At 65.1% G+C, this 13397-nt stretch carries 15 protein-coding genes; 8 read left to right on the top strand and 7 right to left on the bottom strand.

From position 1 onward, the window contains the following. Positions 1–182 precede the first annotated feature (182 nt). Positions 183–2870, bottom strand: a complete 2688-nt coding sequence (locus ACVMB0_RS13885; RefSeq protein ID WP_461346613.1) for a sensor domain-containing protein — start codon at positions 2868–2870, stop codon at positions 183–185. Positions 2871–3144: 274 nt separating this feature from the next. Between ACVMB0_RS13885 and ACVMB0_RS13880 the strand changes: the two genes are divergently transcribed. Further along, positions 3145–4248 carry an NAD(P)/FAD-dependent oxidoreductase gene (locus ACVMB0_RS13880; protein WP_461346612.1) on the top strand — a complete coding sequence of 368 codons (1104 nt, stop codon included), beginning with the start codon at positions 3145–3147 and terminating at the stop codon, positions 4246–4248. 121 nt (positions 4249–4369) lie between these two features. On the opposite strand, the gene ACVMB0_RS13875 is transcribed toward ACVMB0_RS13880, so the two are convergent. Beyond that, positions 4370–4555, bottom strand: coding sequence for a YdcH family protein (locus ACVMB0_RS13875; RefSeq protein WP_050422666.1), 186 nt, complete (start codon positions 4553–4555; stop codon positions 4370–4372). A gap of 240 nt (positions 4556–4795) precedes the next feature. Between ACVMB0_RS13875 and ACVMB0_RS13870 the strand changes: the two genes are divergently transcribed. The 3 genes from ACVMB0_RS13870 to ACVMB0_RS13860 all read left to right on the top strand — a co-directional run bounded on the left by ACVMB0_RS13870 (position 4796) and on the right by ACVMB0_RS13860 (position 5712). Further along, positions 4796–5002, top strand: a complete 207-nt coding sequence (locus tag ACVMB0_RS13870; RefSeq protein WP_024583705.1) for a YdcH family protein — start codon at positions 4796–4798, stop codon at positions 5000–5002. A gap of 182 nt (positions 5003–5184) precedes the next feature. Then, the gene (locus ACVMB0_RS13865; protein WP_461346611.1) at positions 5185–5421 is read left to right on the top strand and encodes a hypothetical protein; all 237 of its coding nucleotides are present in this window, start codon (positions 5185–5187) and stop codon (positions 5419–5421) included. Positions 5422–5460: 39 nt separating this feature from the next. Next, positions 5461–5712 (top strand): hypothetical protein, encoded by a 252-nt coding sequence (locus ACVMB0_RS13860; RefSeq protein ID WP_024583703.1) that lies wholly within the window; start codon positions 5461–5463, stop codon positions 5710–5712. A 21-nt stretch (positions 5713–5733) separates the two neighbouring features. Here ACVMB0_RS13860 and ACVMB0_RS13855 read toward each other — a convergent pair whose 3' ends face one another. Then, a complete protein-coding gene (locus tag ACVMB0_RS13855) occupies positions 5734–6480 on the bottom strand; it encodes a GGDEF domain-containing protein (RefSeq protein WP_461346610.1) in 747 nt (248 codons plus the stop codon). A 145-nt stretch (positions 6481–6625) separates the two neighbouring features. Here ACVMB0_RS13855 and purE point away from each other — a divergent pair, with 145 nt between their 5' ends. After that, positions 6626–7114 carry a 5-(carboxyamino)imidazole ribonucleotide mutase gene (purE, locus tag ACVMB0_RS13850; protein ID WP_456750304.1) on the top strand — a complete coding sequence of 163 codons (489 nt, stop codon included), beginning with the start codon at positions 6626–6628 and terminating at the stop codon, positions 7112–7114. Beyond that, a complete protein-coding gene (locus ACVMB0_RS13845; RefSeq protein ID WP_461346609.1) occupies positions 7111–8214 on the top strand; it encodes a 5-(carboxyamino)imidazole ribonucleotide synthase in 1104 nt (367 codons plus the stop codon). Before purE ends, ACVMB0_RS13845 begins: the two co-directional genes overlap by 4 nt. Before the next feature lie 71 nt (positions 8215–8285). On the opposite strand, the gene aqpZ is transcribed toward ACVMB0_RS13845, so the two are convergent. After that, a complete protein-coding gene (aqpZ, locus tag ACVMB0_RS13840) occupies positions 8286–9008 on the bottom strand; it encodes an aquaporin Z (protein ID WP_456796752.1) in 723 nt (240 codons plus the stop codon). Between the two features lie 264 nt (positions 9009–9272). Between aqpZ and rpsU the strand changes: the two genes are divergently transcribed. Both rpsU and ACVMB0_RS13830 read left to right on the top strand, forming a co-directional pair. After that, positions 9273–9569, top strand: coding sequence for a 30S ribosomal protein S21 (gene rpsU, locus ACVMB0_RS13835; protein ID WP_021078544.1), 297 nt, complete (start codon positions 9273–9275; stop codon positions 9567–9569). Between the two features lie 113 nt (positions 9570–9682). Then, positions 9683–10342 carry a tetratricopeptide repeat protein gene (locus ACVMB0_RS13830; protein WP_461346608.1) on the top strand — a complete coding sequence of 220 codons (660 nt, stop codon included), beginning with the start codon at positions 9683–9685 and terminating at the stop codon, positions 10340–10342. Between the two features lie 269 nt (positions 10343–10611). Here the strand turns inward: ACVMB0_RS13830 and ACVMB0_RS13825 are convergent, their stop codons facing one another. From ACVMB0_RS13825 to ACVMB0_RS13815, 3 genes are all read right to left on the bottom strand, one after another. Next, positions 10612–10920, bottom strand: coding sequence for a DUF1330 domain-containing protein (locus tag ACVMB0_RS13825; protein ID WP_456784869.1), 309 nt, complete (start codon positions 10918–10920; stop codon positions 10612–10614). A 288-nt stretch (positions 10921–11208) separates the two neighbouring features. Further along, a complete protein-coding gene (locus ACVMB0_RS13820) occupies positions 11209–12180 on the bottom strand; it encodes an MBL fold metallo-hydrolase (RefSeq protein WP_461346607.1) in 972 nt (323 codons plus the stop codon). 219 nt (positions 12181–12399) lie between these two features. Continuing rightward, the gene (locus tag ACVMB0_RS13815; RefSeq protein ID WP_461346606.1) at positions 12400–13260 is read right to left on the bottom strand and encodes a hypothetical protein; all 861 of its coding nucleotides are present in this window, start codon (positions 13258–13260) and stop codon (positions 12400–12402) included. Between the last annotated feature and the right edge of the window lie 137 nt (positions 13261–13397).

Raw genomic sequence — 13397 nt, 5'->3', positions numbered from 1 at the left:
CCGAGTTTCCGGTCAGCCCTGCAAACGCATTTGCAGGGCGTTGACGGGGCCACGCTTGAGGTGGGGATCGCTAGATCTCGCCACGACGCAGCCCTCCTTTCTCGGCCGAAATGATGTGGTGGTCGGACGGTAACCGGACGTGCAACCGATGGCAAGCGCAGCCGGCCTGGCCGACCGCCGGCTTATCCGGCCTTGCGCACGGTTTCGGCGAGCCGGTCGCCGCCGACCAGCGCGGCAAACTGACCGATCGGGGCCGGCCGCCCGATCAGATAGCCCTGCACCGCGTCGCAGCCTTCCTCGGAGAGGAAGCCGAGCTGCGCCTCGGTCTCGACCCCCTCGGCGACGATCGACATTTCGAGGCCGTGGCCGAGATCGATCACCGCGCGCACGATCGCGGCCGATTGCGGATTGCGGCCGAGATTGATCACGAAGGCGCGGTCGATCTTGATCTTGTCGAACGGAAACGCCTGCAGATAGCTCAGCGAGGAATAGCCGCTGCCGAAATCGTCCATCGAGATGCGGACGCCGAGCGCCTTCAGCCGCCGCAGCAGCGAGAGGCCGCGGTCGAAATCCTCGATCAGCACGCCTTCGGTGATTTCGAGTTCGAGCCGGTCGGGCGTCAGCCCGGTCTCGAGCAGGATCGAATGGACCAGGCCGACGAGGTCGCCATGGATGAATTGCGCCGGCGACAGATTGACAGCGACCTGCATCGGGACGGCCCATGAGGCGGCCTCCCGGCAGGCCTCGCGCAGGATCCATTCGCCCATCTCGACGATCAGGCCGCTTTCCTCGGCAAGCGGAATGAAGTCGCCGGGCGGCACGAAGCCGCGCAGGGGATGGTGCCAGCGCGCCAGCGCCTCGAAGCCGATGATCTGGCTCGCCGCGACGCTGCCGCCGGCAGCCGCCTGCGGCTGGTAATAGAGCGACAATTCGCCGTTCTTGATCGCGACCGAGAGCTCCTGGTGCAGCACGCGGCGATCGCGGATCTGCTGGTCCATCTCCGGCTCGAAGATCGAGATCGTGCCGCGCGATTTGGCCTTGGCGCGGAACAGCGCCGCGCCGGAATTGGCCAGCAGCGAGGCCGCATCAGTGCCGTTGTGCGGGAACACCGCGATCCCCGCGGTGAGGCCGGTGCGCACCGACTTGCCGTCGATCGCGAAATCCCCACCCAGCGCCTCGGCGGCCTGCTCGGCCAGCGCGATGCCGGCGGCGGGCTGCTGGCCGTCGATGATGAGGCCGAATTCGTCGCCGGACAGCCGTGCCACCACGCCGCCGCGCGCCACGGTCTGCAGGCGCTGCGCGACCTCGATCAGCACCTTGTCGCCCATCGCATGGCCGTAGACGTCGTTGATCTCCTTCAGCCCGTCGAGGTCGACGCAGAGCACGGCGAATTCCTCGCCGGTGCCGTCGCAGGCCTCGATCATCTGGGTCAGCGCCTGCAGGAAGGCGGCCCGGTTCGGCAGATCGGTCAGGCCGTCATGATAGGCCATGTGCGCCATCCGCGACTCGGTCTGGCGCCGGTCGGTGACGTCCTCATGGGTCTTGATCAGATATTGCGGCTCGCCGTCATCGTCGAGCACGGTCATGCGGCGGGTCAGGAACAGCCGCAAACCATCCTTGGTCGAGATCGGATGCTCCTCGGCGATCATGCTGCGCTTTCTGATCGCGGCCTCGTCGCGGGCGACGATCAGCTTGGCTTCGCGCGCGTTGAAGATGTCGGACGCGGTGAGGCCGGCGGCGTCCTCGCGGCGGCGGTTGAGGATCGTCTCGGCGCTGCGGTTGGCCAAAAGATAGCGACCGTCGCTGACGCGCTGCACGATCAGCGAGACCGGGATGTTGTCGACCACGAGCTCGAGGAACTTCTTGTTGTTCTCGAGCTCGCGCGACAGCGCGCGGCGGTCGGTGACGTCCTCGAACAGCGCGATCAGGAATTCCGGCGCGCCGGCCTCGTTGCGGGCGATCACCCGGTTGGACGCCAGGATGCGCTTCTCCGAGCCGCGTTCGACGAAGAACTCGCTGCGGTGATAGCCTTGCGGCGCGTCCAGCGCGGCGCGGTCGGCGGTGTCGATGCTGACCGCGGTCTCGGGACGGAAGATCTCGTCGGCGCGTTTGCCCACGATGTGATCGCGCGAGAACCGCGAGAAGCGCTCGAAGGCGCGGTTGGCGAAGATGTAGCGGCCGTCCTCGATGTTCTTGGCGGCGACGCAGACCGGGACGTTGTCGAGCACCGATTCCAGGAATTGCGTGGTCGAGGCGAGCTTGCGCGACAGCTGGCGCTGGTCGGTGCAATCGAGATGGGTGGCGACCGAGCCGCCGTTCGGCAGCGGGAAATACTTCACCAGCACCGACCGGCCGCCGGGCAGTTCGGTGACGAGGCCTTCCGGCGCCGCCGCCCGGGTAAAGAAATCCGCGGCGCTGATGTCGAGCACGCCGCGGTCGCGGCGCAGCTCCAAGAGCTCGGTGCCGGTCATGTTGCGCCTGATGTCGGCGCGCGACAGGCCGTAGATGTCGAGATAGCGGTCGTTGCAGAACACGATGCGCTCGCACGCATCGGTCATCACCACGCCCTGGTTCAGATGGTTGAGCGCCGAGGAGACGAAAGCGTTGCGCCGCAATTGGGCGCGCTTGGCCTTGCGCAGCGCCGAGAGGATCCACAATCCGATCGCGCCGAAAAACGACGCGGCCACCACGCTGCCGATCAGGAGCTCCCAGACCACGCCGGGATCGAGATCACCGAGATAGCTCGATGGCGCGAATCCGCCGGTGCCGGCGCGGGCTGCGGCGTGCGGCACGACGGCAGCGATCAGGCAAAGCACGGCCCTTGCCGGAATCGAATTCTTCCCGCCCGCCTGCCACTTCCTGCCAGCCATCGATCACCCGCGGATTTCCAGGGCGAGTGTCCGGCTTTGGCGGTTTGGATCGGGTAAACGCGTCAGGATGCAACCGGTAAACGTGGCGCAATTTGCGGCAATTGCCCTGACATGATTAATGCTGCACTAACAGGGCATGGCTCCCCAACTCTTTGAGATGGCCCAAGCACTTGGCTAATAGGCACTTGCCGAAAGCGATCGGATCGGCTGAACGATGTTGGCGGCGGCGGCCGGGGGCGCGATCGCGCGGAAATTGTCGGACCTGAAGGACGAGATGGACAGGGTTGATTGCGTGATCGTCGGGGCGGGGGTGATCGGCCTCGCCGTGGCGCGGAGGCTGGCACAGGCCGGCCGTGAGGTGGTCGTGCTCGAGGAGGCCGAAGCCATCGGCACGGTGACCTCGTCGCGCAACAGCGAGGTGATCCATGCCGGGATCTACTACAAGGCCGGCAGCCTGATGGCGCGGATGTGCGTCAGCGGCAAGCGGGCGCTGTACCGCTATTGCGCCGAGCACGGCATCCCGCACAGGAATTGCGGCAAGCTGATCGTGGCCACCACGCCTTCGGAAACCGAAAAGCTGCAATCGATCCGCGCCCATGCCGCGGCCAATGGCGTCGACGACATGCAGCTGCTGTCCGGCGCTGCGGCGCGTGCGCTGGAACCGGCGCTGAATTGCGACGCGGCGCTGCTGTCGCCCTCGACCGGGATCATCGACAGCCATGCCTACATGCTGGCGCTGCGCGGCGACGCCGAGGAGGCGGGCGCGGCCTTCGCGTTCCATACGCCGCTGCTCCACGCCCGGGCCACCGGCAACGGGTTCGAGGTCGAGGCCGGCGGCGCGGCGCCGATGACACTCGCCTGCGACCTGCTGGTCAATGCCGCAGGGCTCGGCGCCCCGGCGGTCGCGCGCAATGTCGAGGGCATGCCCATCGAATTGATTCCAACGGCCTATCTGGCCAAGGGCAATTACTTCAGCTGCAGCGCCCGGGCGCCGTTCTCGCACCTGATCTATCCGGTGCCGGAGCCCGGTGGGCTCGGCGTGCATTTGACGCTCGACATGGCCGGACAGGCGCGGTTCGGTCCCGACGTCGAATGGATCGATCGGATCGATTACGCGGTCGACCCGGCGCGGGCCGAGCGATTCTATCCGGCGATCCGGAAATACTGGCCGACGCTGCCGGATGGCGCGCTGATGCCGAGCTATTCGGGAATCCGGCCCAAGATCGTGCCGCCGGCGGTGGCGACCCAGGACTTCCTGATCCAGGGGCCGGCCGACCACGGCGTCGCCGGGCTGATCAACCTGTTTGGGATTGAATCGCCGGGGCTGACGTCGTCGCTCGCGGTCGCCGACCATGTCGGCGAGCTGGCAGCACACTGAACAAATTCGGCTTGGCCAATACGGCTGAGCACGTGCAGCATGACCTCCCGGGGGATGCGCGCTGCGGCGTTCATCCCTCGGTGAAAAGGTCAGGATTGTTTGCTGATTTGCGGGGGCCGGCTTAGTGGACCGTGTCGTCGGCGGACAGTCTCAACCGCTCGATCTGGTCCTTGACCATCAACTTGCGGCGCTTCAGCTCGCAAATGTGGAGATCGTCTACGGAGGGGTGAACGAGCGCTTCGTGCAGTTCGTTCTCGAGTATTTTGTGCTTACGCTCCAACTCAACGAGATGGGCCTGTATTGCCATTGCGAACACTCCTCGGTGCGTTAAACCTCAGGGTCGATCCGGACCAACAAGTGTACACGAGTGGACGGGCCTGTCGATAGGGGACGCGATATGCCGCACGCACGCATTTCGGTTTATCTGTAACCAATCGTGATCAGGGAACCGGTTCGGCTTGCGCGGCGCGCGCCGAGGGAGGATATTCCGGCGAGCGGCTGCTTCGGCCGCAACAGCTTCGTCGTGCTTACCAGTTAACACACAACCATGAACGATCAGGATGAGCGCGAACTCCTCGCCGAGCTTGCGCGTCTGCAACAAGAGCACCGCGACCTCGACGCCGCGATCGACGCGCTGCATCAGTCGCCGGCGCCGGATCTCCTGATGCTGCAGCGCCTGAAGAAGCGGAAGCTGCAATTGCGCGATCGCATCGCCTTCATCGAAGACCAGATCACGCCCGACATCATCGCCTGAGCCACGCGCCGCCTCGCGGCCCCTGGTTCGGTTCGATCCGGCGGTTTTCCCCGTCATCCACAGCGCCCCCTCGGCTTCACATTCCCGGCAACGGATGTTCTTCCGTTTCTCGGCGCTTGACTCTATCAGAACAAAAAGAGAACATTTCGATCCAGCCGCCAGCCATCGAAGGGAGTTTCGCCATGTCCGCCCCGCCGTCCCTGCCCGACCACAACAGCCGCTACGAAAAGGCCTGCGATCAGGCGATCGCGATGTGCGACGGCAACCTGCGCAGCACCATCAAGGCGCTGATCATGGCCAACGAGTATCTCGAGGCCGAGCTCGAGGAATTGCAGGCCGCGATCACCGCCGGCTGCGTGCCGGCACGCCCCCAAATGGCGAGCGAATTGACGAGCGACGTGGCAAGCGACGCTGCCTGATTCTTGTGATTGTTGGCCTGACCATCAGGGAGCACAGCGATGGCCGATGTGACCTATTACGTGGCACTGCCCTTCATGCAGGACGACGACGGCACGCCGGTCGCCGGCAATGCCGAGGAATGCCAGAGTTCGGCGATTGCGCTGCGCCGGGCGGAGACGATGTCGCGGATGCCGGGCAGCATCGGCGCCGTCGCATTCAGCCGCACCGGCGATCCCGCGATCGGCGAATTCGGCGATGCCAAGCTGCTGCGGGCCTACGGCAACGTGCCTGAAGACCTGAGCGCGCTGTAATCCCCCGGGATTCTCTGAGATCTAGGTTTCATGGCGCCGCTGCGCCTTGCGCACATACATCGCGCGGTCGGCCTCATCGAGAACCCGATCGAGATCCGAATGCGCAGTGAGGATCGCAACGCCTGCGGAGGCGCCCGCCGAGACCTGGCAGTCACGGAACACGAAGGTCAGGCGGTCGATCGCTTCTTCCAGCGCAGCCGCCTTGGCGCGGGCGTCGGTCTCGCTGAGATTCCACAGCAGCAGCGCGAACTCGTCGCCGCCGAGCCGGCCGATCACGTCGGAGGCGCGCACCTGGTCCGAGATCGCGGCAACGATCGCCTTCAGCACCTCGTCGCCGGCCGCGTGCCCGAACGCATCGTTGATCGGCTTGAGGCGGTCGACGTCGAGCACGATCAGCGCGCCGGAGGCCTGATAGCGCTTGATGAAGGAGAGCGAACGGGCGAGCTCGCGCTCGAAGCCGCGCCGGTTCAGGATGTCGAGCAGAAAGTCGGTCTCGGCCGAGGCCTGAAGCTGCTCGATCCGGGCCTGGGCCCGCGCCAGCTGCGCCCGCAGCCTGCGGATGGTCGATTTGTCGCCGGAGGTGACCGCGGCACGCCTGGCAATACCGGTTCCGGACGCTTTGGTTCCAGCCGCCTTTGCGCCAGTCTTTTTTGCGCCGGTCTTTTGGGTTCCAGTTCTGCCCGGTGCCGATTTGCTCGCGGCAGCCGCGGCTTTTCGCCGTTTGGCCGCCCCGGAGGCGGCCGCGGTGGTCTTCTTCTTCATGCGCATCTTTGTTGAGGCTTGCTTATGAAGGCTTGCCGGGATTCACCAAGACAGGATAGTCCATTCTATCTCCCTTGCCACGCCTTGGATGAGAACCGGGCCGCCCCTATAATCGGCCTATGCTTTTGGATTCCTGAACAGAATTGAAGAGATGACCGCTCCGATCGCCATCATCATGGGAAGCCAGTCCGACTGGGAAACCATGCGCCATGCCGCCGACACCCTGGCCGCGCTGGGGATTGCCTGCGAAACGCGCATCGTTTCGGCCCACCGCACCCCGGATCGGCTCTATGCCTTTGCCAAGGGCGCCAAGGCGGCCGGCCACAAGGTGATCATTGCCGGCGCCGGCGGCGCCGCGCATCTGCCGGGCATGACGGCGGCGCTGACCGAGCTTCCGGTGTTCGGGGTTCCCGTCGAGTCCAGGACGCTGTCCGGCGTCGATTCGCTCTATTCGATCGTGCAGATGCCGGCCGGCGTTCCGGTCGGAACGCTCGCGATCGGCAAGCCCGGCGCGATCAATGCCGCGCTGCTCGCGGCAAGCGTGCTCGCGCTCAGCGATCCCGCTTTGGCGGCCCGCCTCGCGGCCTGGCGCACCGAGCAGACCGATGCGGTCAAGGACCATCCGGAGGGCACGGCGTGACGGCTTCCAACCCTGTGAGGCTGAAGCCGGGCGACACCATCGGAATCCTCGGCGGCGGGCAATTGGGCCGGATGCTGGCGATGGCCGCAGCGCGCCTCGGGCTGCGCTGCCAGGTGTTCTCTCCGGATCCGGACTCGCCGGCCTTCGACGTGGTGCAGCACGCGACCTGCGCGGAATATGCCGACGTCGAGGCGCTCGAGCTGTTCGCCAACGACGTCGACGTCGTCACCTATGAGTTCGAGAACGTGCCGGCCGCGACCGCGATGGTGCTCGCCGCGCGCCGCCCGGTGCTGCCCGCGTACAAGATCCTCGAGACCACGCAGGACCGGCTGTACGAGAAGGATTTCGTCAGCAAGCTCGGCATCGGCACCGCCGACTATGCCGACGTCTCCTCGGTCGCGACGCTGCGCAGCGCGATCGAGCGGATCGGCCTGCCTGCTGTGATCAAGACCCGCCGCTTCGGCTACGACGGCAAGGGCCAGGCCATCATCCGCCAGGGCGACGACATCGAGCAGGTCTGGGACGATCTCGGCACCAAGTCGGCGATCCTCGAGGCCTTCGTGCCGTTCGAGCGCGAGATCTCGGTGATCGCAGCGCGCTCCGCATCCGGCGACGTCGAGTGCTTCGACGTCACCGAAAACGAGCATCGCGACCACATCCTGAAATTTTCCCGCGTGCCGGCTGCGATTCCCGAACAGCTTGCCGCAGAGGCGCGCGCGATCGCCGAAAAGATCGCCACGGCGCTCGACTATGTCGGCGTGCTCGCGGTGGAATTGTTCGTGGTGCCCGGCAGCGGCAACGCGACGGTGCTGGTCAACGAGATCGCGCCGCGCGTGCACAATTCCGGCCACTGGACGCTCGACGGCGCCTCGATCTCGCAGTTCGAGCAGCACATCCGTGCGATCGCCGGCTGGCCGCTGGGCAAGCCGGTGCGCCATGGCGAGGTCACCATGACCAATCTGATCGGCGACGACATCCTGAGCTACGAGCAGTGGCTCAGCGTTCCCGGCGCCACCGTGCATTTGTACGGCAAGGGCACGCCGCGCCCCGGCCGCAAGATGGGCCACGTCACCGAAGTGACGCCGCCGCGCAAATCATAATTCCACAGAACCGCTTCGGCGCATCGATGGAAATGGGATCGTGACGACCACGAGCCCATTCGCCAATCATGTCACGCCGTCTTGACGCCGGCGACGACGCCGGTCGGCTCGTCGCTGAGCCAGCGATAGATCACGCCGCCGAGCGCGCCGCCGATCAACGGCGCCACCCAGAACATCCAGAGCTGCGCCAGCGCCCAGCCGCCGACGAACAGCGCCGGTCCGGTGCTGCGCGCCGGATTCACCGACGTGTTGGTGACGGGAATGCTGACGAGATGGATCATCACCAGCGCAAGGCCGATCGCGAGCGGCGCGAAGCCGGCGGGCGCCTTGCCATGGGTCGATCCCATGATGATGAACAGGAACATCATGGTCATCACGACCTCCATGATGAAGCACACCACCATGCTGTACTGGCCCGGCGAGTGCGCATCATAGCCGTTGGAGGCAAAGCCCTTGCTGACATCGAAACCGGGCGCGCCGCTCGCGATCACATAGAGCAGCCAGGCCGCAACGATGGCACCGATGACCTGCGCGATGATGTAGGGCAGCACCTGGCCGCCGGGGAAACGCCCGCCCGCGGCGAGCCCGACCGTCACGGCCGGGTTGAGGTGGCAGCCCGAGATATGGCCGATCGCATAGGCCATGGTCACCACGCTGAGCCCGAAGGCCAACGACACGCCGACCAGGCCGATCCCGACCTGTGGAAAGCCGGCCGCGATCACCGCGCTGCCGCAGCCCGCGAATGTGAGCCAGAACGTACCGATCAGCTCGGCAGCGTATTTCTTCATATCCATGTGGCATCTCCCCTATTTCCAATGTCCGGGTTGTCCAAAACGCCGGGAGCGGCCTTCATGTGGGCGCCAAACCACCCAAATCAGGGCCGCACAAAGGCATTTTCGCCCCATTTCGTGGCTTTACTAGGCCCGAAAGTCACTCGACCGGTGGACATCTGCGCGTTTGTCTGATACATGCGCGCGCCTGGGGTTAAGAGGCAGGCCTTTTGCCGCCCCTTCACCTCGCCAGAATTCCGAACCGATCAATTCAAAAGAGGATGCCGCGTGCAGGTTCTCGTCCGCGATAACAATGTCGACCAAGCCCTGAAGGCGCTGAAGAAGAAGATGCAGCGCGAGGGGATTTTCCGCGAGATGAAGCTCCGCGGTCATTACGAAAAGCCCTCCGAGAAGAAGGCTCGCGAAAAGGCCGAAGCCGTGCGCCGTGCGCGCAAGCTGGCGCGCAAGAAGCTGCAGCGCGAAGGCCTGCTGCCGATGAAGCCGAAGCCGGTGTTCGGCGCTGGTCCCGGTGGCGACCGCGGCGGCCGTCCCGGTGGTGCAGGCGCTGGTCGCGGCCCCCGCTGAACCGTTTTGCCGATCCGGAAGTCTAACAGCGCGGGCCACGGGCCCGCGTTGTCGTTTTGAAGCAGGCCTCGTTCCGGGGATCCCATGCAAAACCACCGGCAAGAGCAATTTGCATGACGGTTGCTCCGGCACCCCGCTCCCGGCTCCCGGAGCTAGCGCATCGCCGTCGCGCGCTGCACCTCGGCATCGCTGTACTGCTGCTCGGCCCGCCGCTCGGGGCATGCTCCTTCGACCTGGGATCGTGGGGCTCGGACGACAAGCCGAAGCCGGTCGCCACCACCGATAGGCCGGCCGCCGACGCCATCACGCCGCAGGACATCAACAGCGCCAGGGATCATGCGACGCGTGGCCAGGTGCTGGCGCATTCCGGCAAGCTCGACGAGGCGTTGGCGGAGTTCGAGCAGGCGCTGACGAGCGATCCCTACAACATCCAGGCCCTGTACGGCCGTGGCCTGATCTATCAGGGCCGCGGACAGCACCAGCAGGCGATCGACGATTTCACCGCAGCCAGCGGGCTGTCGCCGCAGAAGGCCGAGCCGCTGGTCGGCCGCGCCATGAGCTATCTCGCGCTCGACAAGGCCAGGCAAGCCGCCACCGACCTCGACGAGGCGGTGCAGGCCGATCCCAACAATGTTGCGGCGTGGAGCGCCCGCGGCCAGGCCTATGAGCGGCTCGGCGACAAGGCCAAGGCGGCAGCCTCCTACAATCGCGCGCTCGCGCTGCGGCCCAACGACGGCAACGCGCGCAGCGGCCTGGCGCGCACCGGCGGCTGAAGCATGATCCGGAAAAGTGCGAAGCGGTTTTCCGAGAAGATCTAAAGCCTGCTGAGATCAGGTCGAGCTGCAGCGGCGTCGAAGATTCACCTCTCCCGCGCCAAGCCGATGCAACCGAAGCTCACTCATCCGCTTAGGCTGCGTACTCTTCAGTTCGTCGCGTCCGCTATTGTCCCCGAAGCTGACGTTGAAGCCGAATAGCTGCGTGTCGGCCTCGGGCCAGCAGGAGACATCCAGCGATGCGAACGACCGCGCCGCCAAAGCGGGGCTCAATCCGTTGGCTGCGGGCCGTCGTAGCCTTCGATCACGATGATATCGATGTCCACGGCGCCCGCGCGCAGTTCCCTTGCCTTGGTGTATTCAGGTGAGCGGTAGCAGGCGAGCGCGGTTTCATAGTCCTTGAACTCGATTACGATGTTGCGCTCGCGCGCCTTGCCCTCCACCGCCTCGAAGGTGCCGCCGCGCACCCGGAATTTCGCATCGTATTTGCGGAGCACCGCCGTGAGGGCGGGGCCGTAGGCTTTGGTGTATTCGGGTTTGATCACATCGATGCGACCGATCCAATACCCGTTCGGCATGTTGTCCTCCTCATCTTGCATTCTCAAATCAAAAGAGGCCACTGGCAGTTGAATTGGTCTGTGTGCCGATGGTTCCGTTGGATTGACGACACCGTTGGGCTTGAGGGTAATGGCGCAGCGGGGCCAAGCTAATCGAGCGTCGAGGTCCGCTCAGGGTCAAAAGCGGATGTCTTGCGCACCCGGCGGACACGTCAGCTATGGGCCCAAAAGCCGACTCAGATGCCGACCAGTTCTCCGCCACGAGCAGCAATCGTGTTGCAATTGCCGACAGATCGTGTCGCGGGAATATTACCCCTCGGCTACGAATACGTACCTGCTGCCATCATTGGCTAGCCGGCCGACGTTCGGCATCAACCAGTGAGTCCCCGAAATGGTGAGCTTGTCGGCGACCGCGCGATCGAAGATCTTCCTTCGCGTTTCGACAGCCATTTGCGGATCCTGGTCGATAGCGAGCTGCCACTCGGGATTTGTTGAAATGTGTGGCGCAAGATTGACCACGTCAGCGCTGATCAGGAACTGTTCGCTGCCGGAAGTGACCAGATGCGCGACCATTCCCGGGCTATGGCCGGGCGCCTGAACGGCGTGCACACCAGGCAGGAGTTCTGGTTCACCCTCAAAGGTCCTGACGTTTTTCCAGGTCGCCACCGTGGCCTGTATTCGCCGGGCGAGGCCCTTGCGCGTCGGTCCGAGATCGATCGTGTCGACTCCCGGGCGCGTCCACCATTTCAATTCCGCGGCGGGCACCACGATGTCGGCATCCGGGAAGACCTGCGCATCGCTCTCATTGTTCATGAGGCCGTAAATGTGGTCGCCGTGGAGATGGGAGATGAGGATCGTCTTGACGGCCTTGGGGTCAAGGCCCGCCGCCGCCATGCTCTCGAATAACCGGCCGTTCCCCTCACCGTAAATCGGATGACCGCCCGTACCCGAGTCGATCAGGACCACTTGATCGCGCAGCTTGAGCGCCATGACGATAAACCGCAGGGGCGCCTGATTGTCGGGAAAACCGGCACTACGCAACACGGTCTTGACCTGTTCGACGCCGACATTCCTGACCATGCCCTCCCGCAGCGGAACGTCACGCATGCCATCGATCAGAGAGAAGATTTCAATGTCGCCAACCTTGTATTTGCGGAAAGGTTGAGTGACGGACTGTTGAGCGTGAGCCGCGTCGACAAACGTGATCGCCTTGTCGAGTCCAAACGCGGCATAAGCACCGGCTGCGCCAAGTGTCACGTCCCGACGCGAGATATCGGACATCGTTCGGGACTCCCCCGCCGACTGAATGGATCGAGCATATCAATGGGGATGTGCACTGCACAAGGTCGGCTTCAGGTCAAAATCCGCCCTTGGCGGCCACACTGGGCGACTTCCGCTTTATTGCCGGAAGCCGACGTTTATGGATGCACGACCTGGCTTATCGACTTACTCGGCAGGCTTAGGCAGGACTTACTTGCGCAGGACTTACTTGGGGGGGACTTACTTGGGCAGCACGGCGTGGAACATCGACTTCATGCCGGAGAACATGTCGTCGGTCACCGAGGTGTGGTCGCTCTTCGGCGCAGCCATGGCCGCGTCGGCGCGCAGGTCGAGCGGCGCCTGGATCACCGGCACCGGAATGTCGGCCGGCGGCGTCAGCCGATTCGAATCCTGGGCGTTGGCGTAGGGCGGACGCTGCTGCGAGGATTGGTCGACGTTCTCGGTGGAGGGGTTCGACACCATGATCGGCGGCGGCAACGGCCGGATCGCAGATTGCGCTGCCGGACGCTGCGCCTCTGGCAGCCGGGCGAGATCGGTGCGCGCGGCGTCCTGGGCGCGTGCGGCCTCCTGCGGGCGCTCCTTGCGCAGCCGCTCGATGGCGGCGCGCGCGAGATCGTTGGCGTCGCGATTCTCTTCCGTCGCGGCGGCGGCCTCGGCCGGTGCCGCCGCGGTGGCAGGCGCGGCCGGCTGCGGCGCGGCGGGCGTCACCTTGGCGACGGCCTTCGGCGCCGCGGTGTGGTGGCGGGTGTCGGTCGGGATGCTGGCGGTATCGGCCGGCGCGTCAGGCTTCTGGTCGGCGGCTTTCTCGGCCGGCTTCTCGGTGACGGTGGCCTTCTCGGACGCCGACCGCTCGATCAGCGTCCGCTCGGACATGCCCTTGGCCTTGACGCCGGCTTCGGGGAGGCTGCTGACGACGGTGGCGGGCTTGGCAGCGGCTTTCGGATCGGCGGCGGTCATGGCTGCGGTGGCGGGTGCTTCCGGCTTGGCCACGATGTAGTGATTGACGATGTACGCCCCGATGATGGTCGCTGCCACCGAGGGTAAGATGTCCATCACGAATTTCTTCAGGTAACTCAGCATGACCTGCCACTCCCCGCCCCGTTATTTCATGCTGGAACTTTGAGGCACATTCAGGGATCAACTGCGTCGGATCGGTGGCAAACCCCCGTTCCGACGTCACCTTTGGTGTCACTTTGGTTTCAGCGGAGGCGCCCCCT

The organism is Bradyrhizobium sp. USDA 4451 (genome assembly GCF_054822585.1).
The sequence above is the reverse complement of the archived record's forward strand: the minus strand, read 5'-3'. Positions and strand labels throughout refer to the sequence as shown.

Coding starts and splice junctions, on each gene's coding strand:
- ACVMB0_RS13885 (WP_461346613.1), bottom strand. CDS start 2,870: ATGGCTGGCAGGAAGTGGCAGGCGGGCGGGAAGAATTCGATTCCGGCA.
- ACVMB0_RS13880 (WP_461346612.1), top strand. CDS start 3,145: ATGGACAGGGTTGATTGCGTGATCGTCGGGGCGGGGGTGATCGGCCTC.
- ACVMB0_RS13875 (WP_050422666.1), bottom strand. CDS start 4,555: ATGGCAATACAGGCCCATCTCGTTGAGTTGGAGCGTAAGCACAAAATA.
- ACVMB0_RS13870 (WP_024583705.1), top strand. CDS start 4,796: ATGAACGATCAGGATGAGCGCGAACTCCTCGCCGAGCTTGCGCGTCTG.
- ACVMB0_RS13865 (WP_461346611.1), top strand. CDS start 5,185: ATGTCCGCCCCGCCGTCCCTGCCCGACCACAACAGCCGCTACGAAAAG.
- ACVMB0_RS13860 (WP_024583703.1), top strand. CDS start 5,461: ATGGCCGATGTGACCTATTACGTGGCACTGCCCTTCATGCAGGACGAC.
- ACVMB0_RS13855 (WP_461346610.1), bottom strand. CDS start 6,480: ATGCGCATGAAGAAGAAGACCACCGCGGCCGCCTCCGGGGCGGCCAAA.
- purE (WP_456750304.1), top strand. CDS start 6,626: ATGACCGCTCCGATCGCCATCATCATGGGAAGCCAGTCCGACTGGGAA.
- aqpZ (WP_456796752.1), bottom strand. CDS start 9,008: ATGGATATGAAGAAATACGCTGCCGAGCTGATCGGTACGTTCTGGCTC.
- ACVMB0_RS13830 (WP_461346608.1), top strand. CDS start 9,683: ATGACGGTTGCTCCGGCACCCCGCTCCCGGCTCCCGGAGCTAGCGCAT.
- ACVMB0_RS13825 (WP_456784869.1), bottom strand. CDS start 10,920: ATGCCGAACGGGTATTGGATCGGTCGCATCGATGTGATCAAACCCGAA.
- ACVMB0_RS13820 (WP_461346607.1), bottom strand. CDS start 12,180: ATGTCCGATATCTCGCGTCGGGACGTGACACTTGGCGCAGCCGGTGCT.
- ACVMB0_RS13815 (WP_461346606.1), bottom strand. CDS start 13,260: ATGCTGAGTTACCTGAAGAAATTCGTGATGGACATCTTACCCTCGGTG.